The sequence below is a fragment of the Syntrophales bacterium genome, assembly GCA_035363115.1.
Taxonomy (GTDB): Bacteria; Desulfobacterota; Syntrophia; order Syntrophales; family PHBD01; genus PHBD01.
The window spans coordinates 69,582-93,553 of the sequence record DAOSEM010000010.1; the positions used below are offsets into that span (position 1 = coordinate 69,582).

24 protein-coding genes are annotated in these 23,972 nt (G+C 63.5%); 6 read left to right on the plus strand and 18 right to left on the minus strand.

The features are described 5' to 3' along the window. Positions 1–80 precede the first annotated feature (80 nt). The 9 genes from PLO63_15785 to xseA form a co-directional block, all read right to left on the minus strand. Positions 81–260: a 4Fe-4S binding protein gene (locus PLO63_15785; protein ID HOI75606.1), complete on the minus strand. Its 180-nt coding sequence runs from the start codon at positions 258–260 to the stop codon at positions 81–83. A 65-nt stretch (positions 261–325) separates the two neighbouring features. Continuing rightward, positions 326–547 (minus strand): NifU family protein, encoded by a 222-nt coding sequence (locus tag PLO63_15790; protein HOI75607.1) that lies wholly within the window; start codon positions 545–547, stop codon positions 326–328. A gap of 25 nt (positions 548–572) precedes the next feature. Then, on the minus strand, positions 573–1,160 hold the full coding sequence (locus PLO63_15795; GenBank protein HOI75608.1) for a hypothetical protein: 588 nt from the start codon (positions 1,158–1,160) through the stop codon (positions 573–575). A gap of 23 nt (positions 1,161–1,183) precedes the next feature. Continuing rightward, entirely contained in the window at positions 1,184–2,926 is a 1,743-nt protein-coding gene (gene ispH / locus PLO63_15800) for a 4-hydroxy-3-methylbut-2-enyl diphosphate reductase (protein ID HOI75609.1), read from the minus strand. After that, complete coding sequence (locus PLO63_15805; GenBank protein ID HOI75610.1) at positions 2,916–3,737, minus strand: TlyA family RNA methyltransferase; 822 nt, start codon at positions 3,735–3,737, stop codon at positions 2,916–2,918. Before PLO63_15805 ends, ispH begins: the two co-directional genes overlap by 11 nt. Positions 3,738–3,761: 24 nt before the next feature. Then, a complete protein-coding gene (dxs, locus tag PLO63_15810; protein ID HOI75611.1) occupies positions 3,762–5,675 on the minus strand; it encodes a 1-deoxy-D-xylulose-5-phosphate synthase in 1,914 nt (637 codons plus the stop codon). 11 nt (positions 5,676–5,686) lie between these two features. Beyond that, entirely contained in the window at positions 5,687–6,592 is a 906-nt protein-coding gene (locus PLO63_15815; GenBank protein ID HOI75612.1) for a polyprenyl synthetase family protein, read from the minus strand. Next, positions 6,589–6,816, minus strand: a complete 228-nt coding sequence (locus PLO63_15820; protein HOI75613.1) for an exodeoxyribonuclease VII small subunit — start codon at positions 6,814–6,816, stop codon at positions 6,589–6,591. The genes PLO63_15815 and PLO63_15820 overlap by 4 nt, the downstream gene beginning before the upstream one ends. A 3-nt stretch (positions 6,817–6,819) precedes the next feature. Beyond that, positions 6,820–8,163, minus strand: coding sequence for an exodeoxyribonuclease VII large subunit (gene xseA / locus PLO63_15825; protein HOI75614.1), 1,344 nt, complete (start codon positions 8,161–8,163; stop codon positions 6,820–6,822). 145 nt (positions 8,164–8,308) lie between these two features. Here xseA and PLO63_15830 point away from each other — a divergent pair, with 145 nt between their 5' ends. Beyond that, positions 8,309–9,349 carry a deoxyhypusine synthase gene (locus PLO63_15830; GenBank protein ID HOI75615.1) on the plus strand — a complete coding sequence of 347 codons (1,041 nt, stop codon included), beginning with the start codon at positions 8,309–8,311 and terminating at the stop codon, positions 9,347–9,349. A 190-nt stretch (positions 9,350–9,539) separates the two neighbouring features. Here the strand turns inward: PLO63_15830 and PLO63_15835 are convergent, their stop codons facing one another. The 4 genes from PLO63_15835 to PLO63_15850 form a co-directional block, all read right to left on the minus strand. Then, on the minus strand, positions 9,540–10,226 hold the full coding sequence (locus tag PLO63_15835) for a hypothetical protein (protein HOI75616.1): 687 nt from the start codon (positions 10,224–10,226) through the stop codon (positions 9,540–9,542). After that, positions 10,223–11,149, minus strand: a complete 927-nt coding sequence (locus tag PLO63_15840) for a hypothetical protein (GenBank protein ID HOI75617.1) — start codon at positions 11,147–11,149, stop codon at positions 10,223–10,225. The genes PLO63_15835 and PLO63_15840 overlap by 4 nt, the downstream gene beginning before the upstream one ends. Further along, positions 11,133–11,528, minus strand: coding sequence for a hypothetical protein (locus tag PLO63_15845; protein ID HOI75618.1), 396 nt, complete (start codon positions 11,526–11,528; stop codon positions 11,133–11,135). Before PLO63_15845 ends, PLO63_15840 begins: the two co-directional genes overlap by 17 nt. 77 nt (positions 11,529–11,605) lie before the next feature. Further along, a complete protein-coding gene (locus PLO63_15850) occupies positions 11,606–12,391 on the minus strand; it encodes an ABC transporter permease (protein ID HOI75619.1) in 786 nt (261 codons plus the stop codon). A gap of 256 nt (positions 12,392–12,647) precedes the next feature. Here PLO63_15850 and PLO63_15855 point away from each other — a divergent pair, with 256 nt between their 5' ends. The 5 genes from PLO63_15855 to PLO63_15875 all read left to right on the plus strand — a co-directional run bounded on the left by PLO63_15855 (position 12,648) and on the right by PLO63_15875 (position 17,627). Beyond that, positions 12,648–13,463: a fumarylacetoacetate hydrolase family protein gene (locus PLO63_15855; protein ID HOI75620.1), complete on the plus strand. Its 816-nt coding sequence runs from the start codon at positions 12,648–12,650 to the stop codon at positions 13,461–13,463. 133 nt (positions 13,464–13,596) lie between these two features. Beyond that, complete coding sequence (locus PLO63_15860) at positions 13,597–15,069, plus strand: DegQ family serine endoprotease (protein HOI75621.1); 1,473 nt, start codon at positions 13,597–13,599, stop codon at positions 15,067–15,069. Positions 15,070–15,173: 104 nt separating this feature from the next. After that, positions 15,174–15,860 (plus strand): hypothetical protein, encoded by a 687-nt coding sequence (locus tag PLO63_15865; protein ID HOI75622.1) that lies wholly within the window; start codon positions 15,174–15,176, stop codon positions 15,858–15,860. Then, positions 15,853–16,920 carry a CehA/McbA family metallohydrolase gene (locus tag PLO63_15870; protein HOI75623.1) on the plus strand — a complete coding sequence of 356 codons (1,068 nt, stop codon included), beginning with the start codon at positions 15,853–15,855 and terminating at the stop codon, positions 16,918–16,920. The genes PLO63_15865 and PLO63_15870 overlap by 8 nt, the downstream gene beginning before the upstream one ends. Continuing rightward, positions 16,917–17,627: a lysophospholipid acyltransferase family protein gene (locus PLO63_15875; GenBank protein HOI75624.1), complete on the plus strand. Its 711-nt coding sequence runs from the start codon at positions 16,917–16,919 to the stop codon at positions 17,625–17,627. Before PLO63_15870 ends, PLO63_15875 begins: the two co-directional genes overlap by 4 nt. A gap of 105 nt (positions 17,628–17,732) precedes the next feature. On the opposite strand, the gene PLO63_15880 is transcribed toward PLO63_15875, so the two are convergent. The 5 genes from PLO63_15880 to PLO63_15900 form a co-directional block, all read right to left on the minus strand. After that, a complete protein-coding gene (locus tag PLO63_15880; GenBank protein HOI75625.1) occupies positions 17,733–18,800 on the minus strand; it encodes a phosphotransferase family protein in 1,068 nt (355 codons plus the stop codon). A gap of 17 nt (positions 18,801–18,817) precedes the next feature. Beyond that, positions 18,818–20,023: an acyl-CoA dehydrogenase family protein gene (locus PLO63_15885; GenBank protein HOI75626.1), complete on the minus strand. Its 1,206-nt coding sequence runs from the start codon at positions 20,021–20,023 to the stop codon at positions 18,818–18,820. A 22-nt stretch (positions 20,024–20,045) separates the two neighbouring features. Beyond that, entirely contained in the window at positions 20,046–20,756 is a 711-nt protein-coding gene (locus tag PLO63_15890) for a histidine phosphatase family protein (protein HOI75627.1), read from the minus strand. A gap of 66 nt (positions 20,757–20,822) precedes the next feature. Beyond that, complete coding sequence (locus PLO63_15895) at positions 20,823–23,024, minus strand: acetate--CoA ligase family protein (GenBank protein ID HOI75628.1); 2,202 nt, start codon at positions 23,022–23,024, stop codon at positions 20,823–20,825. Positions 23,025–23,146: 122 nt separating this feature from the next. Next, positions 23,147–23,965 (minus strand): hypothetical protein, encoded by an 819-nt coding sequence (locus tag PLO63_15900; protein ID HOI75629.1) that lies wholly within the window; start codon positions 23,963–23,965, stop codon positions 23,147–23,149. Positions 23,966–23,972: the final 7 nt, after the last annotated feature.

A 23,972-nucleotide genomic window follows, 5' to 3' on the forward strand; every position in this document is an offset into this window, starting at 1 on the left:
CCTGAAAATGCAAGAGGGGAAACAACCGGGCCGGAGGGCCGGCGGCTTCCCCTATTCCCCTTGTCCGGACAATCGTCCGCCTACTTTTCCTCTCCCGGGACGATCGCCTCCACCGGGCACTGGTCGGCACATGCTCCGCAGTCGGTGCAGAGATTCGGGTCGATCACGTATTTGTCATCCCCTTCGGAGATGGCCTCGACGGGACACTCGCTCTCGCAAGATCCACAGGCTATGCAGTCATCGGTTATTACGTAAGCCATTTTTACGAAGCTCCTTTTGTTTTTTCCTTCTTTCAAGACCGGCCGCCCGGCCTCCGGGCCTCGGTCTAAACCGCAACAACATCTTTGATTTCCGGCATCTCCCGCTGGAGGTACCGCTGAATTCCCATTTTCAGGGTCATCTGGGACATCGGGCATCCCTTGCAGGCCCCCGTCAGGCGGACCCGGACCACCCCTTCTTCGGAGACGTCCACCAGCTCGACGTCTCCCCCGTCCGCCTGGAGACTGGGGCGAACCTTTTCCAGGATGGCTTTGACGCGCTCTTTCATGGCAACCTCCAGACCGCTCGGCCCCTCAGTGGGGCATTTCCTCGATCATGGTCTTGAACAGGCTCTCCGCCACACCCTTCAGGTCAGGCTTGATCAGGTAATACCGGGAGGTTTCGTGGTGCGCCGCCTTCCACATGACTTTTCCGGTGGATGCCTCCACCATCTTGAGGGAGAGGCCGACCTTGCCGACTTTCTTCTCGCCTTCCATCGTGTAATTCCAGTAGTCCACGCTGGTCACCAGGAAGGCATCCACCCGGCACAGTTCCCCGATGCGGCGGCTCAGCGCGGGATCGGAGAAATTCACCGTCTTGAGCTTGGTCAGGTAGTCCAGGAGGGCCTTGCGAAGATCCTCGTTGGACTGGACCTGGCGGCCGATGGCGTCGGCCGCCACCACGTCGGTAAACCATTTCCTGTTCACCAGGACCGCGGCGATGACCTCGTCCGCCGTGCCCCGGGCTTCCTCATATGTTCCCGCATCGACAGGCAGGACGCCGATCCGCTGGGGATGAAAATCCTTGGCTTCAGGGGCGACCTGGGAATAGCGGAGACCGCCGCATCCGGCAAGCAGGAGAACCAGGAACAACCCCCATGCGATTCCCGCGGATCTCTTCATGATCGTACCTCCATGATTTCATGTCAGGCGAACCGGCCGATTCCCGTCCAGAACAGGGCGGCCAAACCCGCAATGAAATAGGTCGTTTCCAGCAAACCCTCCAGAACTACACCGGAAAGTCCGGACCTTCTATCACAAAGGCGGAAACAAATCCACAGGTAAAAGGGACAGCACAGGAGCAGCCAGGCAAAGGGAGTCACCCAGCCGGCCGCGGCGGCCGACACAAGGAGCAGGACGGAAAAGATGACGAAGGACTTCAGCAGTTTCTGGGTCATTTCCTTCCCGATCACGACAGGGATCGTTTCCCGTCCCAGAAGCCGGTCGCTCTGCAGATCCTGCAGGTCCGAAAGGGCCGAGCGGACGACGACCAGGGAAAAGATGAGCAGGAAGGAAACGACCCAGCCCGCCTCCAGGCCGAAACCGCCCCGGAGAGTCGGCAAAACGGCCGTGACGGCGGCCCAGGCGGCCGCCATGGAGACGTTCTTCGATCCCGGGATGTCGCGGAACGTCTCGAATTTCCATTTGTTGGGCCATATCCGGACATTGTAGAGCATGCCGAGAACGGAAAGCACCAGGAGGAACAGGAACGAGGCCATGCCCGCCAGGAGGGAGAACGCCAGCGCGAGAACCATGGAACCGAAGCCCAGCTGCGCGTACAGGCGGCGGTGGCGGCGGTAGGAGGCTTCCCGGAATGTTCCCAGGATGGAGCTGGTCCGGGGATTCAGGACCCGGTTGAGGGTGTGCATTGCGTAGACGTACAGCGCCGCCGTCCAGACCGGGAGGAATTCCGGCGGGCGGCCCTGGAGGAGCAGGCAGGCCAGCGTCAGGACCCCGGCGCCGAGGGAGGAGAAGACGTCCGTCTTGACCAGGAGAATCCATCCCTGGAAAAGACTGCGCAGCAGACCCTTGCGGCGATCCTGCTCCTTCCGGAGCCCTTCCACGACCCGGTCGATGATCCAGTTCGGCGTGGAGGCGCCGGCGGACACGCCGATGCGGTCGTAGCGGGAGAGGTCGATTCCCGCCAGTTCGTCCGCCGTCTCGATGTGGAAGGTCGGTGTTCCCGTCTGGGCGGCCAGGGCCGCCAAGCGCAGCGTATTGGCGCTGTTCCGCCCGCCGACGATGAAAAAGGCATCCAGTTCCGGGGCCATGGACTCGATCTCCCGCTGCCGCTCTTCCGTGGAGTTGCAGATCGTGTCGAAAACAAGCGTCTCGGGAAAGCGCTCCTGGATCCGGCGGACGACCCGGTGGAAGGTGTCCAGGCTCTGGGTCGTCTGGGCGACGACACACACCTTGCGGAGATCCGGCAGGGTCGCCACTTGTTCCTCACTCTGGATGACGATGCCCCGTTCACCGGCGAATCCGAGCAGCCCGTTCACCTCCGGATGATGGGGATCTCCGATGATGAGGATGTCGTAGTCCCGGGAGGCATGTTTCTTTATGATGGCCTGGACATGGCCGACCTTGGGGCAGGTGGCGTCGACGATCTTCATGCCTGATTCCCGGATTTCCCGCCTCTCTTCCGGCGAGATGCCGTGGGCGCGGATGATGAGGGTGGCTCCTTCCCGGGGCTCCTGGATCTCCTCGATCCTCTGGATGGGGCGGAATCCCCTTTTTTCGAGGAGTTCAACGGTCTGGGGGTTGTGGATGAGGGGACCGAACGTGTAGAAGCGGGCCTTGCCCTGGGGCAGGGGCATGTCGAGGACCATGTCCACGGCCCGTTTGACGCCCATGCAGAAACCGGCTGTCTTTGCCAGTTTAACGCTCATGGGTCCCGGGCGTCCTTCCCGCGTTTTCCGAGGGCTCCGGCGGTGTTGCGGCATCCGTCTCGGGCGGGGCCGACGCCAGGATGAAAAACTCGCGGTTTCCGGCGGGACCCGGAAGGGGGGATTCGCAGGTTCCCCGGATGTCGAGGCCCTCGTCGCGGCAGAACCGCTCTATTTCCTCCACGACCTCCCTGTGGGCGATGGGATCGCGGACGACGCCGCCCTTGCCGACCCGTTCGCGCCCCGCTTCGAACTGGGGCTTGATCAGGGCCAGGACAATCCCGCCCGGCTTCAGCCAGCGCAGCGCCGCCGGAATGACCAGCTTGAGGGAAATGAAGGAGGCGTCGATGGTGACCAGGTCCACAGGCCCGTCGAGGTCTTTCCCGTCGTAGATCCGGATGTTCGTCCGCTCCACGGGCACGACGCGCGGATCCTGGCGGAGTTTCCAGGCCAGCTGCCCGTAGCCCACGTCCAGGGCGTACACCTTCCGGGCTCCGGCTTGCAGGAGGCAGTCGGTGAACCCGCCGGTGGACGCCCCCACGTCGAGGCAGACCATATCGGAGACGGAGAGGGAAAAGGTTTCGAGGGCTCCCTGGAGCTTCACGCCCCCGCGGCTCACGTAGGGGTGGTCGGCGGTTCGGAGGCGGACGGCGGCGTCGGCCGACAGGAAGGAGCCCGGCTTGTCCACCGGCATTTCCTCCACCAGGACGGCGCCCGCCAGGATCAGGGCCCGGGCCCGCTCGCGGCTGCTGCAGAGTCCCCGCTCGACGAGAAGCGTATCGAGCCGGATCCGTTGCTTTTTTTCCTTTTTCATGGCTGCCTGCGGGAAAGGGTTGCGTCAGTCTCCGGAGCGGACCATGGCCCGGGCCGCCCGAAGGATGCCCTCCTCGTCGATTCCATAGAGGTCCCTCAGCTCCGCCATGGTGGCCTGCTCGACGAAGGTATCGGGGACGCCGAGCCGAACCACGGCGACATTCTGGAGACCCTTTTCCTGGAAAAGCTCCAGGACGGCGCTGCCGAACCCCCCCATGAGGACATTTTCCTCGACCGTCAGCACCTTTCCCGTCCGGACGGCGGATTCGCACAAAAGATCGGCATCCAGGGGCTTGACGGAGCGGGCGTTGACCACCCGGGCCCCGATTCCTTCCTCCCTCAGCCGCTCCGCCGCCGCCAGGGCGGGCAGGACCGTGGAGCCGATGGCCACGATGGCCAGATCGCCTCCTTCGCACAGGACTTCCCCGCGGCCAATGGGAAGGGGTTGCAGGTCGTCGTCCAGGGGCACTCCCGCCACGGCCCCGCGGGGATATCGGATCGCGATCGGGGCGCCCCATTCCACGGCGGTCTTCAGCATGTGCTGGAATTCATTTTCATCCTTCGGGGCCAGGACGGTCATGTTGGGAATCGACCGCAGATAGGACAGGTCGAAGAGACCGTGATGGGTGGGCCCGTCGTCTCCCACAAAGCCGCCCCTGTCCAGGGCCAGGACGACGGGAAGCTTCTGCAGGCAGACGTCGTGGAGAATCTGGTCGTAGGAGCGCTGGAAGAACGTCGAATAGATGGCCACGACCGGGACGATTCCCTCCGTTGCCAGGCCGGCGGCAAAGGTGACGGCGTGCTGTTCGGCGATGCCGACGTCGAAGAAGCGGGACGGAAACCGCCGGGCGAACTCATCGAGGCCCGTTCCCTCGCACATGGCCGCCGTAATGGCCACGATCCGGGGGTCCTTCTCGGCCAGGCGGATGAGGGTGTTGCCGAACATCCGGGAATAGGAGATCCTTCCGCCTGCCGCCGCGATGGGCTCCCCCGTCTCGATGCGGAAGGGACCGATGCCATGGAAAAGCAGAGGCCTGGCTTCCGCCGGAGCGTATCCCTTACCTTTGCGTGTCACCACGTGGACCAGGACGGGTCCGGGCATGTTCCGGACATTTTCCAGGTTTTTGACAAGGTGGTCGAGCCGGTGTCCCTCCAGCGGGCCGACGTAGGTAAAGCCAAGGTCTTCGAACAGGGCCCCGGGCAGCAGGAAGCCTTTCAGGGCTTCCTCGGCCTGCCGGGAGAACTTCAGCATCTGCTCGCCGATGCCCGGCAGGGTGCGGAACAGGCTCTTCATCTCGGAGCGGATTTTCATGGCCCGCTGGCCCGTCAACATCCGGTTCATGTAGGAGGAAAGAGCGCCGACGTTGGGGGAGATGGACATCTCGTTGTCGTTGAGGATGATGATCAGGTTTTTCTTCCGGTCTCCCGCCCAGTTCAGCCCCTCGTAGGCCAGCCCGGAGGTCATGGAGCCGTCGCCGATGACGGCGATCACCTTGAAGTCCTCCCCGCGGAGGCACTTGGCCTCGGCAATGCCCGCGGCGGCTGAAATGGACGTCCCGCTGTGGCCGACGTCGAACACGTCGTAAGGGCTTTCTTCACGCTTCGGAAAACCGCTGATGCCGCCCCGGCGGCGCAGGGTGGAGAAGCGTTCGCGCCGCTCCGTGAGGATCTTGTGGGCATATGCCTGGTGCCCCACGTCCCAGACAAGCTTGTCCCGGGGGGTATCGAAAACCTTGTGGATGGCCAGGGTCAGCTCCACCGCGCCGAGGGAGGATGCGAGGTGCCCCCCGCATACGGAAACGGTCCGGATGATGAGGGCACGGATCTCCTCGGCCAGAAGGTTCAACTGGGACACTTCGAGGCTGCGGATGTCTTCCGGTGACTGGATCTCCGCGAGGGATACGGCCCTGGGCGCTTGTTTTTCTTCCTTTGTGGCCATGGAATCGATCTTCAGGATTTTCGTTCGAGGATATAGCGGGCAAGCCTTCGCAGGGGGTCTGCACGTTCGTCCAGGCGCTGGATGCCCTCCAGGGCCGCCTCGATGCTCTGCCGGGCCATGGATCTCGACTCTTCCAGCCCGATCAGGGCGGGAAAGGTGACCTTCCGGCGGGCGGCGTCGCTCCCCGTTCCCTTTCCGAGAAGGGATGGGTCCCCTTCGACGTTCAGGATGTCGTCGGAAATCTGGAAGGCCAGGCCGATATGCCGGCCGTATTCCGAGACGGCTTCCAGTTCCTCTTCCCCGCCGTCCGCAAGAATCGCCCCCGTCCGGAGCGAGGCGAGGATCATCCGGCCGGTTTTGCCGCTGTGGATGTAATGGAGCGTTTCATAATCGGAAGGGCGTCCTTCCGAAAGGATGTCCACCACCTGGCCGCCCACCATTCCGCCGGCGCCGGCCGCCGTGGCGATCTCGTGAACGATCCGGACCACCCGGGCGGGTTCCACGGAACGGATGGCCGCAGGATCCGTGAGGAGGCGGAACGCCTCCGTCAGGAGAGCGTCCCCCGCCAGGACGGCCACCGCTTCGCCGAAAACCTTGTGGCTCGTCGGGGCTCCCCGCCGGAAGTCGTCGTTGTCCATGGACGGCAGGTCGTCGTGGATGAGCGAATACGTGTGGATCATTTCCAGGGCGCAGGCGGCAGGGAGTGCATCATCCAGGAGACCTCCCATGGCCTCCGCCGAGGCGATGCAGAGGATGGGACGGAGCCGCTTGCCGCCGGCGAACAGACTGTAACGCATGGCGTTGTAGATCTCGACCGGGTACACCCCCTCGGCGGGGAGATAGCGGTTCAGGGCGCTTTCCACGAGCTCCTTGCGGGACTTCAGGTACAGGGAGAAGCCGTCCGGCCTGTCATTCATGAGTCTTCTCCGCCGAAGAGCTTCACCGCCAGCTGGTCTCCCTCCCGGAGAAGCACCTCGACACGCCTCTCCGCGTCGTCGAGGCGGGCGTTGCAGAGGCGGACCAGGCGGATGCCCTCCTCGAAGGCCTTCAGGGATTCATCCAGGGTCATTTCACCGGCTTCCATTCGGCGAACGATCTGTTCCAGTTTTTCGAGGGCGTCCTCGAATTTTTCCCGGGCCATGGGTCAGCTCCTGTAGGTTTCTTTCACCGCCGCCCGGAATCCACCCTCGGCCACCCGGATGTCCACGAGGGTTTCTTCGGCCAGTGCGGAAGCGTCCGTGACGAGGGTCCCCTCGGGAAGGCGCCGGGCAAGGGCATATCCGCGCCGGAGCACCGCCAGGGGGTTGAGGGCGTCGAGACGGACCGCCTGGGTCCGGACCCGCTGCTTTTCCTTGAGGATCGCCGCCTCCAGGGCCCGCTTCATGTCCCGATGCAGGGTTTCCAACTGCATGGCTTCACGACGGATTTTTCCGCGGGGGTCGGCGTATCGCAGGTGCTGGGCGGCATAAGCAAGGCGGTGCCGTCGTCCCGAGACCGATTCCTGGAGGAGTCTCTGCAGCCGTTGCAGGCGCTCGTCCACGGTCAGGCGCCGGTCGGCGATCAGCCGGGCCGGGTCCCTGAGCCGCCGGCGCGCCGAGGCGATCCGGTCCAAACGAGCGGAAATGTTCCGATCCATAGCCTGGGTGAGACGTCCGGAGAGAGACGCCACCGTTGCCAGGAGATCCTTCCGGACGGGTACGACCAGCTCCGCCGCCGCGGAGGGAGTGGGGGCCCGCAGGTCGGCGACGAAATCGGCGATCGTGTAGTCCGTTTCGTGTCCCACTGCGGAGACGACGGGGATCGTGGAGGCCGCGATGGCCCGGGCAACGCGCTCGTCGTTGAAGGGTGCCAGATCCTCCAAGGATCCTCCTCCCCGGGCCAGGATGATGACGTCCACGAGCCCTTCCCCCTGGAGATCCCGGATGGCCCGGGCGATCTCCGGGGGGGCCTCCGCGCCCTGGACCCGCACCGGGGCGACCAGGAGCGGAATCGACGGAAAGCGGCGGGCGGTGACATGCAGAATGTCCCGCAGGACCGAGCCCGAGAGGGACGTGACCACCCCGATTCGTCCGGGCAGAAAGGGGAGCGCCTTCTTGCGGGTGGGGTCGAAGAGACCTTCCGCTTCGAGGCGGGCCTTGAGCTGTTCGAAGGCCCGCTGCAGGGCGCCGATTCCGTAGGGCTCGGCGGCGGTGACGACGAGCTGGTACTCTCCCCGGAGCGGATAGACGCCCAGACGCCCCCTTACGAGCAGGCGCATCCCGTCCTCGATGCGGAACCGGAGCGCCGCCGCGGCGGAGCGGAACAGGACCGACCGGACCTGGCCTCCCGAATCTTTCAGGGAAAAGTATACGTGTCCGGAGGAGGGACGACGAAGATCGGCCACCTCCCCCTCCACCCACAGGAGATCGAACCGTCCCTCCAGCAGGTCCCGGACGGCCTCGTTGAGCTCCGAAACTGTCCAGACTTTTTGGGAAAACCCATCCATCATGCCGGGGACCTACCAGATATTCCGGAGGATGACAAGGCGGATTCTGGAAGGCCCGCCGATGCAGGCCCGGGCGTCCCAGGTGGTCATTGACAACCGGCGGGTCCCTGGGTTAAGGAAAAACCAAGAAATAACGGAAAGGTGGGTTATGAAGATCAAAAAGAAGGATTATCTCCACACGCCAGTGAGGCATATCGACATCACATCCATCGACGCCGTCGACCTGGTCCGGGCCATGAAGGGCATGTCCTTTACCGCCCGGGACCTGGCCGCCGGCGCCGACCTCTTCGAACGGATGCTGAAGGACCGGTCCTGTTCCGTCATCCTCTGCATCGCCGGTAGCACGAGCGCCGCCGGCTGCATGAACCTCTACGCTGACCTGGTGAAGCACAACATGGTGGACGCCATCGTGGCGACGGGGGCCTCCATCGTCGACATGGATTTCTTCGAGGCCCTGGGATTCCGTCATTACCAGGGAAGCCCCCACGTGGACGACCGCCAGCTCCGCTCCCTCTACATCGACCGGATCTACGATACCTTCATCGACGAGGAGGAACTCCAGAACTGCGACCGCACGATCGGGGAGATAGCGGATTCGCTGCCCCCGGGAATCTACTCCTCCCGGGAGTTCATCCGGGAGATGGGCCGTTTTCTCAAAAAGGGCGCGCGGAAAAAGGGCTCTCTCGTGGAGACGGCCTTCGATCACGACGTGCCCATCTTCTGTCCCGCCTTTTCGGACAGCAGTGCCGGCTTCGGGCTTGTCCTGCATCAGACAAAGTACCCCAATGCCCATGTTTCCATCGATTCCGTCAAGGATTTCAGGGAGTTGACCCAGATCAAGATCAAGGCCAGGACGACGGGTCTTTTCATTGTCGGCGGTGGTGTACCGAAGAATTTTGCACAGGATACGGTCATCTGCGCGGAAGTCCTGGGGAAGGAGGTCCCAATGCACAAGTATGCCGTCCAGGTTACCGTGGCGGATGTCCGGGACGGGGCCTGCTCCAGCTCCACGCTCAAGGAGGCGAGCTCCTGGGGCAAGGTGGACGGCACGAGCGAGCAGATGGTGTATGGAGAGGCGACTTCGATCCTGCCGCTGATGGCCAGCTATGTATACCATCGGGGGGCCTGGAAGAAACGGCGGCGCCGGTCGTTCTCGAAGCTGTTTCCGGACAGGTCGGTAAAGAAATAGAAGGGTGGCGGAAAACAGAAAAGGTTTGCCGGGCGGCCGGGTCGGTCGCCCGGTTTTTTTATCTTCATGAGTATTGTGCTTGGCGTGGGGACGCGGCCGGGGGCGGGCGATAGAATGTGGTATAGCTTCCGCGACGGAGGAAGCCCCCGTAACAGTTCCGGCGAACATCGGGTTGAGAAGATGCTCTCCCTTAGGACGGAAGCTCCCGTTTCAGGATTTCCAGGGTCTTCCCGGTTTTCTCGGCCTCCGCCGTGTCGCCCCGCTTCTCATAGAGGGTGCGGAGACGTTCCAGGCAGGCCAGGACAACCCGCTTCCAGCCGCTCCGGGAGGCCTCCGCCAGGCCCGTCTTGAGCAGGGCTTCATGATCGCCGTATCCCATCCGCACGGCCACGCCGACGGCAATGAGGCGGGAGAGGGGATCCTTGATCCGGCCGGCCTCCCCGGCGACGGCATCGCGGTTTCCGTCCCGAAGGGCCTTCAGCATGCCCCGGTACGGATCGGGAAGGCTCCGGTCGTCTACGGCGGACAGCTCCCCGGTCAGAAAGCGGTGAAAGGCCCGGTTCTCCGGCATGGGACGGAGCGCCTCGATTTCCCGGTAGGGTGCGTCGTCGAAGGTTTCCAGGCAGGCCGTCAGGACGGCGTACCGGGTCAGGTAGGCCCGGCCGAGCACCTCCAGATCCCCGCTCATCCGGATGGCCTCGACGGCATGGCGCCAATTCGCTTCGGCCGGGCCGCTTCGGCCGGCCAGGTATCGTTCCTTGAAGGCCTCCAGGTTGTTGTATCCATCGGTCGTCCAGTCGGGTACCCGGGCGCCGCCGCAGCCGGCCAGGATGGCGACGATAAGGATCATGAGGGCGAAGGTGAGGCGTCGCGTCATGGCAGTTTGATCTCCCGTTCCTTCTTGAGGGGAACGATCCGGTCCAGGTCCTCCACCGTGCGGCCAATGGACTGGATGGTCGCGTCGATGTCGTTTCGGAGCAGATGCAGGTCTTTCGTCGAGGCCGCTGCGTCGGAGGTGACCTTGGTGATGTTGTCCAGGGCCTTGTTCAGTTTCTGAAGTTTGACCAGGACGTCCGCCAGGATGGAGCGGACCAGGGGGAGGACCCCGTCCTTTCCGTAGAGCTCCACATCGGTCTTTCCGGCCATGTCGTCCAGTTTGACGAGGATGTCGCGGATCTTCTTCACGGACTCGTGAAGCGACTTCACCGATTCCGGGTCGCCCAGGGCCATCTCCGCAATGGACTTCTTTTCGGTGAAGTTCGCTGTCACCTGCTCGGCGTTCCGGAGGATCTTGTTGACGCTGCCCTTCGGGTCGGCGAGATTCCCCGTGATGGCCTCGATGTGGGAGACGATCTGGCCGACCTCCTCGATGATCGGGGTGAGCTGCTTGATGGCCTCGTTGATGTCGTTGACGACGACCAGCTCCAGGACCTTGTCCTCCGGCAGGACGGGACTGGCCATGTTCTCCGTGGACACGATAAGGCGGGGAGAGCCGATCAGGGGCTTATAGAGGCTGAAGATGCTGTTGGTCCGGATCCACTTGACATGCCGCCGGGGCACCTTGACCTTGATGATCACCATGCCCTGGTCGTTCAGCTCCAGTTCGTCGATCCGGCCGATCCGGAAGCCGGCGAAATGGATGGGCATGCCCTCCGCCAGATCCTCACCGGTCTTCGAGGACAGCGTGAACGTGGAAGTGGGTTCGAAAATTCCCTTCTTGTGGGCCATGTAGGACAGGAAAACGATCGCCAGCAAGGCCATGATCGTCAGGAACAGCCCGACCTTAAGATTTGTCGTCAACGACCTGGATATCTTCATAGCGTTCTCGGTTCCAGGGATAGTCTATGATCACACAGGATGACCAGGAATCAGAAACCTTCGTCAGCATGTCCCGGAAAAAGCGGTTGTCCTGCAGGTCCGGCACGATCTTCAGGGGACGATCGATGACGACGCACGCCTCGGGAACCAGGACGGCCCGGACCAGCATGGCACAGAACCGCTCTTCCGCCGTCAGGGCCGGATTCCGACGGAAGGCGATCCGCTCCAGATCGAATCGCCGGAGATAAGACAAGACAAGGGTTTCGGCCTCGAGTTTCGGGAGATCCTCGCGGTACTGCTTGATCAGGGCGAGGTTTCCCAGGACGTCCAGGTTGGAGATCAGCGGCACGTCCGCGGCCACAAGCCCCAGCCCGTTGCCGCATTCCGCGACGATGGCGGCAAGCGCTTTCTCCAGGACCTCCTCCCGGGGGAAAAGTTTTAAATAAATCTGAATAGTAATGATATCACCTCGATGATCACAATGGCAATGAAAACCTTGACCATCCCGTTGAGAACAGAGATGGGGATGCTAGTCAGCTCATGGGTGGCCCGGAGGCCGAAGCGGATGGGAATCAGCGTGATGAAGAATCCCAGGAAGACGCATTTCACAAGCAGGATGAAGAGATCCGAGAAATCCGCCGACAGGAACAGGAGGGTCGTGTAATCATCGAAACTCATGTCCAGGATGTAGCGGCTGAAAAAGGCCCCGCTGGCCAGCGCCAGGATGGAGAAGAGGGTGCTCAGGCAGATGACGGAGAGAATGCCGTTGATGATGCGCGGCAGGAAGAGGTAATCCAGGACGTCAATGCGGAACACATCGAGGGTCTTGAGTTCCCGGTTGACCTTCATGACGGCGATCTCGGCGTTGATGGCGGAACTGGACCGCAGGGCGATCAGGAGAACCGTCATGAAAGGGGATATCTCCGTCACGACGACACCCATCAGGACCGATCCCATCCGGTCGGCAAGGCCGAACTGCTTGAGAATCTGGAGCGTGATTCCCACGATGGGGGAACCGAAGAGAATGGACACGGCGATGAAAAGGGGCAGGATCTGGACGGAGGTGAAATAGATCTGGTTGACCAGGACCATCCGCATGGCGCTGTTGAAGGATTTCCGGTCGAAGAGCTTGAAGAAGACAACGCTGGAGAAGGCCAGGGTCTCGTAGAAGGCCTTGGCCGTCCGGATGCTCGACTCTCCGATCCGTTCGATGGCTGCGTACATGAATCCCTTTCCGATCCGCCTGGAAGACGCCGGGCTGGAAAATGGCAGGGGTGATCCTACCACAAGGCGGGCCGGACCGGCAAAGGGGATCTGGAGGCCTTTCCTGTGGTTCCCAAACGTGTTAAGAGTGCTTCCATGCGCGGGAAGAACGGGGGTGCCGTGACGGCGGTCCGGATGGGAAGGGACCCGATTCCGGCAGGGAAATTCACGTTGCCGGCGGCATGAATGCCGGTGAATGGATCGGAAGGAGAGTTCCATGAAGATCATACGTTTTGCCGATCCGGAAGGGCGGGTTGCCTTGGGGATGGCCCGCGACGACCGTGCGGACGAGGCATGGGTCCTGAAAGGGGATCTCTTCGGCGGCTTCGAGGTCGGTGAAGAGTGCCGTCCCGTCCGGCGGCTTCTCTCACCCCTGGCGCCTCCGAACATCCTGGCCCTGGGCATCAACTACCGACAGCACGGGGATGAGTTCGCCATGTCCTACCCGGAGCAGCCGGTCCTTTTTCTGAAGGCCACGACGAGCCTCATCGGTCCCGGCGAGACGATCCTCCTGCCGCGGGCCGGAGCGGAGCACGTGGATTACGAGGCGGAACTCGCGGTGATCATCGGCCGCCGGGCCAAGAACGTCTCCCCCGAAGAGGCGATGGAATACGTATTCGGATACACCTGCGCCAACGACGTCAGCGCCCGGGACTGGCAGATCGAGAAACAGAAAGGGCAGTGGGCCCGGGGGAAAAGCTTCGACACCTTCTGCCCCCTGGGGCCGTGGATCGTGACCCGGGACGAGGTGGAGGACCCGGGAAACCTGAGGATCCGCTGCCTGGTCAACGGGCGGGCCTTGCAGGACGCCTCGACCGCGGACATGATCTTTCCGGTGGCGGCCATCGTCAGCAACCTGAGCCTTTCCATGACCCTCGATCCGGGAACGGTGATCCTCTCGGGGACACCCCAGGGCGTCGGGTTCACCCGAAAACCGCCGATCTTTCTTCAGGACGGGGACACCGTGTCCGTGGACATCGAACGGATCGGGACCCTCACCAACCCGGTGCGGCGGGAGAGCGAACCGGCTTGAGCGGCAGCGGCTGATCGTCGCCGGTAGCGGAGAAGGCTGTTGACAAAAGTTCTCATCCGTTTATAAGACCGGATCACGCGGGCCGCCCTTTTCCCGCGGCAGGAGTTCAGAGCAGGGTTCCAGAGGAGGACATATGGCCAAGGAAGGAAGCAGCAGGAGAACGTTCATCATGTTTCTCCTGGCGTTTCTCATCGCCTTTTTTATCGTCTCCTTCGTGGAGGTACTGAAGTCGTCCTTCGTCCCGTCGGGGACGGAGATCCCCTCCGCCAACGCCGTCAGCGTCAAGGCGCCGGGGTCTTTCGCCGACCTCGCGGAGAAGGTGAAGCCGGCGGTGGTCAACATCAGCACAACGAAAACGGTTCGATCCGGCAGGGGGGCGTTCCGCACCCCATTCGGACAGGACGATCTCTCCGATCGTTATTTCGGGGATGATTTCTTCCGCCGGTTCTTCGGAGACACGCCGCGGACCTTCAAGCAGCGGAGCCTGGGTTCGGGATTCATCATCAGCTCCGACGGATACATCTTCACCAACAACCATGTCATCGAGCAGTCCGACAAGATCCTCGTGAAGCTCTCCGATGGCCGGGAGTTCGAGGCCCGGGTCATCGGGCGGGACGCCAAGACGGACATCGCCCTCATCCGGATCAAGACCTCCGACAGCCTGCCCGTGGCGGAGCTGGGAGACTCGGAGAAGATCCGCGTCGGCGACTGGGTCGTCGCCATCGGCAACCCCTTCGGCCTGGACGCGACCGTTACGGCGGGCATCGTCAGCGCCAAGGGACGGGTCATCGGGGCCGGTCCCTATGACAACTTCATCCAGACCGACGCCTCCATCAATCCGGGCAACAGCGGCGGCCCCCTGTTCAACATGGAGGGGAAGGTCGTGGGCATCAACACGGCCATCGTGGCTCACGGCCAGGGAATCGGTTTCGCCATCCCCATGGAGATGGCCAAGGCCATTCTTTCGGACCTGAAGGCAAAAGGGAAGGTGACCCGGGGCTGGATGGGGATCTCCGTACAGGACGTGACGGAGGACCTGGCCAAGAGCATGAAGCTCAAGGACCGGAGCGGAGCCCTGATTTCCGAGGTGTTCAGGGGAGATCCCGCCGATAAGGCGGGAATCCAGGCAGGAGATGTGGTTACCGAGATCAATGGCAAGAAGGTCAAAGATACCCACGATCTCCTGCTTATGATCGCCTCGTTGAGGGTGAATGACCGGATCTCGGTGAAGGTGCTGCGGGAAGGAGCGGAGCGCATGTTCCAGGTCGTCGTGGAGGAACGGACCGATTCGAAGGAAGTGGCGCGGGCCGGAAGCAGGGACGACAGGCAGAACTTCGGCATCACCGTTCAGGATATTAGCCCGCAGGTTGCCCGCTACCTGGGAGTCGCCCCGCGCATCGGCGTGCTCGTAACGGAGGTGCGGGAGGCAAGCCAGGCGGACGAAGTCGGCATGCAGCCCCAGGACATCATCCTGCAGGTGAACAAGGTGCGGGTTACGTCCGTGAAGGAGTACCAGCGGGAAATTGCCAAGAAGAGCGACAAGAACACCATGCTCCTCCTGATCAAGCGGGGCCGATCCACCTTTTACGTGGCCCTCCGGAAATAGGCTGCCGGAAGTCTCCACGACCATCCTCCGGCGTCTCCTCCCCGGGGCATCCGGAGGGGGAGGACGCCGCCTTCCATCCTTTCAAGCCGGCAAAAGGCGGTCTTATGGATAGTACACCCTCGACCCTCGATCTCTATGCAAGGATGAATGGCCGTTTCGGCGACCTCGGGTGGTGGCCGGGGGAAACTCCCTTCGAGGTCGCCGTCGGGGCCATCCTGACGCAGAATACCGCCTGGACGAACGTGGAAAAAGCCATCGGAAACCTCAAGGAGGCCGGCTGCCTGACCCCGGAGGGGCTCTGCGGGCTGGAGGAAGCGGATCTGGCGGAGCGGATCCGTCCGGCGGGGTATTTCCGCGTCAAGGCGCGTCGCCTGAAGGCTTTTCTTTTCTTCCTGCAATCCCGATACGGCCTGAGCCTGGAACGGATGTTCCGGGAGGACACCGGGATTTTGAGGGAGGAATTGTTGTCGATCAACGGGATCGGAGAGGAGACGGCGGACAGCATCCTCCTCTATGCGGGAAACCGGCCGGTGTTCGTCGTCGACGCCTATACGAGGCGGATCCTGGCCAGGCACGGATGGATCGACGGATCGGAATCCTACGGGGCCGTTCGGGACGCGGTCGTCAACGGCCTCCCGGAGGAAGTTCCCCTCTTCAAGCAGTACCATGCACTCTTTGTCCAGACGGGAAAGATCTTCTGCCGAAAGGCCCGGCCCCTGTGCGAAGGCTGTCCCGTCGCCGGGGCCGGCTCGCGGCGCGCCGGCCGAAAGGGGGAAACGGCCCGTGCATGAGTACACAGGGGTGATTCACCTCCACTCGGAGTATTCCTTCGACGGGCGGACGCCGGTTTCCGAGATGATCCGGGCGGCCCGGACGTCGGGCGTTCATTTCCTCGCCCTGACGGATCACGCCTGCGTCACCGCCCGGGAGCGCGGCTGGGAGGGATGGCACGACGGCGTCCTCGTCATCGTCGGCCAGGAGATATCGCCCCGCTTCAATCATTACCTGGCATTCGGTTCCTGCGGGACGGTCGACATTCCCGACGACACGGAAGGGGTGGCTCCGCAGAGCTACATCGACCGGGTCCATGAAGCGGGAGGCATCGGCTTTATCGCTCATCCGGACCACCGGGGCGCCCCTGTGTTTCACGTGAAACATTATCCCTGGACGGACTGGGACGTCAGCGGTTTCACCGGGATCGGAATCTGGGATTTCATGACCGACTGGCAGCAGTCCCTGACGGGACAGTTCCGTGCCTTTGCGAGCTACCTGATGCCGGCCCTGTTCCTCCGGGGACCCGAGCGGGAAACACTGGCCCGATGGGACGCCCTGGGGAGGGAGCGCCGGGTCCCGGGGATCGGCGAGTGCGACAACCACGACACGAAAAAGCAATGGTTTGGTGTTACCCTGCCGGTCTTTCCCTTTTCCCGGGTCCTGCCGATCCTGAGGACCCACATCCTGACGGAGGAGCCCCTGTCCGGGGAACCGGGTACGGCGGTGGTGACCGTCCTGGAGGCGCTGGAGCAGGGCCGTTCGTTCGTGGCAAATGACTGGCTCAAGCCTTCCGTCGGATTTCGCTTTTACGCGGAGCGGCCGGGAGAAATCGTCGTCATGGGGGGAGAGTTCCCTTTCCGGCTCACCGAAAAATGCGTGCTTCACGTTCAGGTTCCCGGCGTGGCACGGATCCGCCTGCTTCGGGACGGGCACACCATCCGGGAAGAGCGGGGCCGGTCTCTTTCCGTTCCGGCCCCGGGGCCGGGCGTGTACAGGGTGGAAGTGGATCGGTGGGCCTGGGGCCGCCGGCGCCCGTGGATCTATTCGAATCCGGTCTATTTGCGGGAGGTGTCGTGAAGAAAAGATTCCTGAAATGGCTTGGCAGGAAGGTGGTCGAGTCGAGCCTCGTTATTTCCCTGGCGCATAGCCTGATTCGTGGATACCTGTCGCTGGTGCGGCTTGAGGTGATCGGAGAGGAGCGGATGCTTTCCCATCTGCGGGGTGGCGGCAAGGCCATCGCCGCGCTCTGGCACCAGAGGGTGCTTGGCGTCGTCGGATATGCCTCCCGATTCCGGGAGTTCAAGCCCTCGGCCATCGTCAGCGCCAGCCGGGACGGGGACCTCATCGTCCGGATCGTGGAACGCCTGAACTTCCGGCCCGTCCGGGGGTCCAGCACCCGCGGCGGCCGCGAGGCCCTGTCCGCCATGGTCGAGGACCTTCGGGAGCACCCCTTTGCCGTCCATGCCTCCGACGGCCCCACGGGTCCCCGGGGGGTCATCAAGGCGGGCCTGATCCGCATGTCCCAGCTCTCCGGTGCCCCCGTCGTTCCGGTGTACATCTCCTTCAGCCGGGCCTGGAGCCTCGGAAGCTGGGACCGGATGCTCATCCCGAAGCCCTTCAGCCGGATCGTCGTCCGGTGGGGTGAGCCCATGTACGTCCCGAAGAATCTCGACGTCCCGGGATTTGAAGGCCTGAGGCAAAACATGGAGCGGAGCATCCGGGAAGAGCAGGATCGGGACGACCGGCGGTGGGGCTGGAAAAATCTGCTTCTGGAAGGGCATTGAAACGCGGCGGAACCGCCGCGAGCGCGAACGTTCCCTGCAAATCGTCATTGCCTTTTCGGGTGATTCCCGTTCCGGCTGAACGGTTCGCTCCGGTCGCCCCCCGTCCTACAGGGACGACGTCCCGATCAGCTTCAGGGACTCTTTCTCCAGGACCTGAACGGCCACGATCATCATCTGGAACCGCTGGTCCTTCGTCTGGCCGTGGTAGAACCGGTAGTAGATCTGCTGGGCGATGACGGCCAGTCGGAAAAGGCCGAAGGTCTGGTAGAAATCCATGGCCTTCGTCGTCATGCCCATTTTCCGCAGGTAGTATTCGATCACCCCGGCACGCGTGAGGGAGCCCTCCAGGTTGGTCGGACCGAAGAGGAGAACCTGGCGGTCCGGCGAATCGTCTTTTTCCACCCAGTAGGCCAGAACGCCTCCCAGGTCCATCAGGGGGTCGCCGATGGTGGCCATCTCCCAGTCCAGGATCCCGATGACCCGGAAGGGATCGTCCGGGTGCAGGACCACGTTGTCGAAGCGGTAGTCGTTGTGAATCACCGACACGCGGTCCGATTCGGGCGGCTGCTTGTCCGCGAGCCAGGCCATCACTGCCTCGAAATCCGGTGCGTCGGGTGTCCGGGAGTTCCGGTAGCGGCCGCTCCACCCTTCCACCTGCCTCCGGACGTACCCTTCGGGTTTCCCGAAGTCGCCGAGCCCCGCCCTGTCCACATCTACGCTGTGCAGGTCGACCAGGACGTCCAGGAGGTTTTCGCTCAGCTTCCGGGCCTCCTCGGAGCTGAAGGACAGCCCTTTCGGGAGCTCGCGCCGGAGGATGATGCCGCGGATCCTCTCCATGACGAAGAAGGGGCAGCCGATGATCGATTCATCCTCCGTGTAGACCAGGGGCTCGGGGCAGCAGGGAAACACGGGCCGCAGCGCCTTGAGAACCCGGTATTCCCGGCCCATGTCGTGGGCCGTTTTCGCTTTCTTCCCGAAGGGCGGCCGGCGGAGGACCATCTCCCGGCCGCCGCAGCGGATCAGGTAGGTCAGGTTGGAATAGCCGCCGGGGAACTGCTCCACCTCCATCGGCCCGTCCAGACCGGGGATGATGCTTCTCAGGTACGGATCCAGCCGCGTGAGATCCAGCTCTTCTCCCGGGCGGATCGTCCTGGTTCGATCGATGTAGTCCATGGTGTCTCCCTGTCCGTTCAGGCCTTGCCTGTCACCTTCTGCTTGATGATCCGGCGGGCCACGGTGACCTTGTGCACCTCGTCCGCCCCGTCGTAGATCCGGGCCGCCCGCTCGTGGCGATAGAAATAGGCGATGATCGTGTCGTCGGTCATTCCCATGCCGCCATGCACCTGGAGCGCCCGGTCCACTACCTTCTGAAGGACCCCGGCGACGTAGAACTTGATGAGGGAGATATCCTCCCGGGCCTCCTTGGCGCCCAGGTTCTCGATCTTCCAGGCGGAATGGAGCGTCATGAGGCGGGCGGCCTGGATCTCGGCGGCGCTTTCGGCGATCCAGGCCTGCACGATCTGGCGCGATGCCAGGGTGTTGCCGTCGGCCGTGATGACCCGCGAGGCGGCCCGCCGGCACATCAGGTCGAAGACGCGTTTGCAGATGCCGAGCCACCGCATGCAGTGGTGGATCCGCCCCGGCCCGAGCCGCTCCTGGGCGATGACAAAGCCCCATCCTTCCGGCCCCAGGAGGTTCTCCCGGGGGACCCGGCAGGACTGGTAGAGGATCTCGGCGTGGCTCGCGAAATCGCTTCCCGTGTGCCCCATGACGGGGATGTTCCGGACCAGGTTGAAGCCGGGGTTGTCCGTGGGGACGATGATCATGCTGGCCCGCATGTGCGGGGCCGCGTCGGGATTCGTGACGGCCATGACGATGGCAAAGGCCGCCCCGTCGGCCGCGGTGGAGTACCATTTCTGGCCGTTGATGACGTAGTCGTCCCCGTCGGTGACGGCCGTCGTGTCCATCAGGACCGGGTTCGATCCCGGGAGGTCCACCTCCGTCATGGAGAAGCAGCTGCGGATCTTTCCCTCCACCAGCGGCTTCAGGTACTGGATTTTCTGCTTCTCCGTCCCGTATTTGTGCAGGATCTCGATGTTTCCCGCGTCCGGGGCGTGGCAGCCGAAGACGTAGTGGCCGATGGGGGACTGGCCCAGGACCTCCGAGACGAGGGCGTGATCCATCAGGTCGAGCCCCATACCGCCGTACTCGGGCGGATGGTTCGGCGCCCACAGCTCCATCTGCCGGACCATGCGGCGCTTTTCCTCCAGGACGGGGAGGAGGTCCCGGAAATCGGTGGTCAGGAATTCCGGTTCGAGGGGAAACAGCTCTTTCCGGACGAAGTCGTCCATCATCCCCGTGATGGCCTGCATTTTCTCGGATACGGCGAAATCCATGGGACACCTCCTCTACCGGGGGTTACCGGTATGTGATGACGGACGGATCCCCCTCCAGTTCGAGGTGGGCCGTCCCGTTGAAGGACAGCAGGGAAACCCGCTCCCCGTCGTAGAGAAACTCCGTGACGGAGGCGTTGCGGATCATCCAGGCCAGGCGGAACGTCTCCTCCGTGGAGAGGCCCAGGGCCGTCTGGACGGCGGCGGAGATGGCGCCCCCGGAGGTGAAAACGGCGATCCGGCTGCCCCGGCCGTTCCGCTGCAGAATTTTTTGCATGCCCGAGGCGACGGTGGCGCGGAAGTCGTCCCAGCCCAGGATCTCCGCCGGAGGTGCCGGGTCGTCGATCCACCGGTGGACGACCGCTTCAAAAATCCGCTGGAAGGCCTTGCGGTCCTTGTAAAGGCGCTCCGGGTTTTTCTCGAGGGAAGGGTTGTCGCGGATGGCCAGCGGGAAATAGTGCAGGAAGATCGATCGGGAAGGATATTCGTTGAACTCGGGGACCGTCTCCAGGGGAGGGAGGGGCCTCTCCCGGCCATCGTAGTGGGCGAGTACGGCCTGGGCGGTGTCCTGCTGGCGCTCGAGCTCCCCCGCGCAGACGGAGTCGAACGTGTGGCCCGCCTGGAAGAGGTGCGCGGCCAGGATCCGCGCCTGCCGCCAGCCCATCCGGGAGAGGCGGTCATAGCGCTCCTTGCCGAAGGATGCCTGGCCGTGGCGGATCAGAAGGATGCGGCTCACGCAACGGCCCTCTCTTTCGCCAGGGAATCCCGGTACAGAGGGGAGACCGGGGAAGTTCTCATGATTTCACATCTCCATGGTGCGGCTCTTCTCGTGTGAGAGCCAGTGCGAGTAGGCGCACATCTTTGCCAGAACCCTGACGGCCCGCTCCGGCGTCTGGAAGGCGACGCCCTTGTAAGGGCTTCCCTCCACCTCCACGATCGACCGGCTGTCTTCCGCGTTCAGAAGGGCCACGCCCAGCACCGGTTTCCGATAGGTCTCCATCATGCGGACAGCGAACCGGGTGAAATCGTTTTCATGCTGGCTCACCAGGTCGAGACTGGCTTTCAGCCCGTCTTCCGTGTAATTGGGGTCCGTCCGGATGGCCGAATCGGCAACCGTCCGGAAGAAGCTCACCCGCCCCAGCATGCCCAGGTGCAGAACGGCGTCGCACTCCTCCCATTTCAGGAGCTCCTCGGTGATGCGCTGGGGAATCAGGGGATCGAACTCGGCCACCAGGTCGATGGGATTGGTGTGGCTCCAATAGGGGGGCAGGATCTTGTCGATCCCCGCGATGATCTCATCCGAGAGGTTGGGGATCACCAGCCCGTTCTCGACGCACAGGTCCGTCGCCACGACGCCCCATCCCCCGCCCAGGGTGACGATGCCGATCCGGTTGCCCTTCGGCAGGGGGAGGGCGGAAAATGCCGCGGACAGATCCAGGAGATCCGTGGGATGGTCGGCCGCGATCATGCCTGCCTGGCGGCAGGCGGCCTGGAAGACGGCGATGTTGGAAGCCAGGGCGCCGGTGTGGCTGGCCGCGGCCCGGTTCCCCGCATCGGTCCGTCCGCCCTTGAGAACCACCACCGGCTTCCTGCGGCCCACCCTGCGGGCCGTCTCGACAAATCGGGCCCCGTTCTTGATGCTCTCCAGGTACAGAACCACCGTGCGGGTCGGATCGTCCTTTTCGAAGGCGTCGAGGAAATCCTCGATGGTAATCATCCCTTCGTTGCCGGAGCCGCAGAAGGCCCGGATTCCGATTCCCTGTGATTTCGCATATGCCAGAAGCTGCGTTCCCAGGTTTCCCGACTGGGCTACCAGGGACATGTCCCCCGCCCCGGGCCGGACGTGCATCCCCATGCAGTAAAACAGGTGGTGCGGATTGCACAGGCCCATGGTGTTGGGGCCCAGGATCAGGATGCCCAGCTCCCGCGCCTGGGCGATCAGCTCCCGCTCGATCTGCCGTCCCTTGTCGCCTGTCTCGCTGAAGCCCGAGCTGATGAGCACGACACGACGGATTCCCTTGGCGGCGATCTCGGGGATGACCGCTGACACGCCGGCCGCCGGGACAGTAACGACTGCCAGGTCCACCGGTTCGGGGATGTCCATGACCGATTTGAAGACGGGCCTTCCGGCGATGACGCCGCCTTTCGCGTTCACCAGGTGAAACTCGCCTTTGAATCCGCCCGCGGCCACGTTGGTGAACAGCATGTGGCCCCATTTCCCGATGATTCCGGATGCGCCGATGAACGCGATGGAGCGGGGGTAGAAGAATCCGGCCAGATCCTTGGGGTCTACAGGCTCCGCCGCTGCCGGGGGGGCGGCCCTCCTGCCCAGCACGACCAGGGCGTCGACGGCGGTGACGCGGCCGTCCGGTCCGATCAGCAGGGGGTTGATGTCCACTTCCGTCACGTCCGGGCACTCCTCCGCCAGGCGCGACAGGCCCGTCAGGGTCCGGATGATGTCTTCCCTGTGGACTTGCCGGTCCCCGCGGAAAGGACCCAGCAGGACGGCGGAACGGATTTCATCCACCATCAGGGCGGCCTCCGCTTCATCAAAGGGCGGCACGCGGAAGACCACATCCCGCAGGGCCTCGGTGAAAACGCCGCCGAGGCCGAACATGACCACGGGGCCGAACAGGGGATCACAGAAGAGGCCGGCCACGAATTCCCGGCGGCCCGCCACCATCGGCTGGACCAGGTATCCTTCCAGGTCGGAGCCGGCAGACTGTTCGATTTCATCCGCAGCCCGGCGTACCTCTTCGTCCGATGCCAAGTGAAGCTTGACCAGCCCGCGCTCCGTCTTGTGGGTCAGGCGCGCGCCCAGACCTTTCAGGACCACGGGGTATCCCAGGCGGCGGGCCTCCTCGATGGCTTCCCCGGGTGTTTTGCAGGCGGCTTCCTCCACGACGGGAATCCCGTATTGCCGGAGCAGCGTTTTGGATTCCGCCTCCGTCAACGCGGATCTCCCCTCCTGGAGAGCCCTCTGGATCCCTGCAATTATCTTCATGAAACACCTCTATGATCCGATAAACGTCGTTTATGGGGTGAACGCGGTTCGACCCATACCACAGGCGAAACCGTTCTGTAAATACGAACCGTGGAATCAGGGTGGACGAGGGGTGAACGCGTTCAGACGGACGGTGGGAGGTTTCGGAAGGCCCGGCCGTCCGGTGTGTACTCGACGATGATGCCGTCTTCCTCGATCATCCGGGTCAGGATGCCTTCGACGACCCGGTTCCGGGTGGAGCGGATTGCCTCTTCCAGGGTCCGGAAACCGCACAGCTCCTCGATGGTCAGGAGGGTGGGGAGAACCATGTTGAACCGTCCCCGCCGGGAGTCTTCCAGGATGTCCCCGGGGGTGCGCCAGACGTGGTCCGTGAGCTCGACCCCGTCGTGAAGGGCCTCCTGGTGTCCCGGCGCCTCTGCCAGGAAAAAGCGGACGTCGTAGCGCAGGGGAAGAAACTCCGGGGTGATCCAGTGGGAAAAATAGTGGAGCCGGTCGCAGGCCAGCGTCAGCGTTTCCTGTTCGAGGATATCCGCGAAGGCGATGTCGCCCCCGATCAGGCGCCTCCGGCAGGATCGCAGCCGTTCCGCCTCCCCGTCGAGGGACGGGGAGAAGAGGCCGCCGTCGGGACGGCGGGCCAGGAGAATGCCCACTTCCTCGAAGGTTTCCCGGATGGCCGCGACCCAGGAACCCAGCGCCACGTGCGGGGACGGGCAGGCCTCCAGGATCCCCAGGGCCCGGGAGGCCGTCAGGCCCGCGCAGAGCCGTTCCAGCCGCTCCGAGCCGTCCTCCTCGTCCAGGACTCCTCCCGGGAAGACATATGCGTCGGGGACGAACTTGCTCTTCCGGTCCCTCCGGACCATGAGCACTTCAAAGCCCTCGCCGCCCCGGGGGGGGCGGCGGAGCAGGATGACGGTCGATGCTTCCTTGGGGGTTACGATCATGATCAAC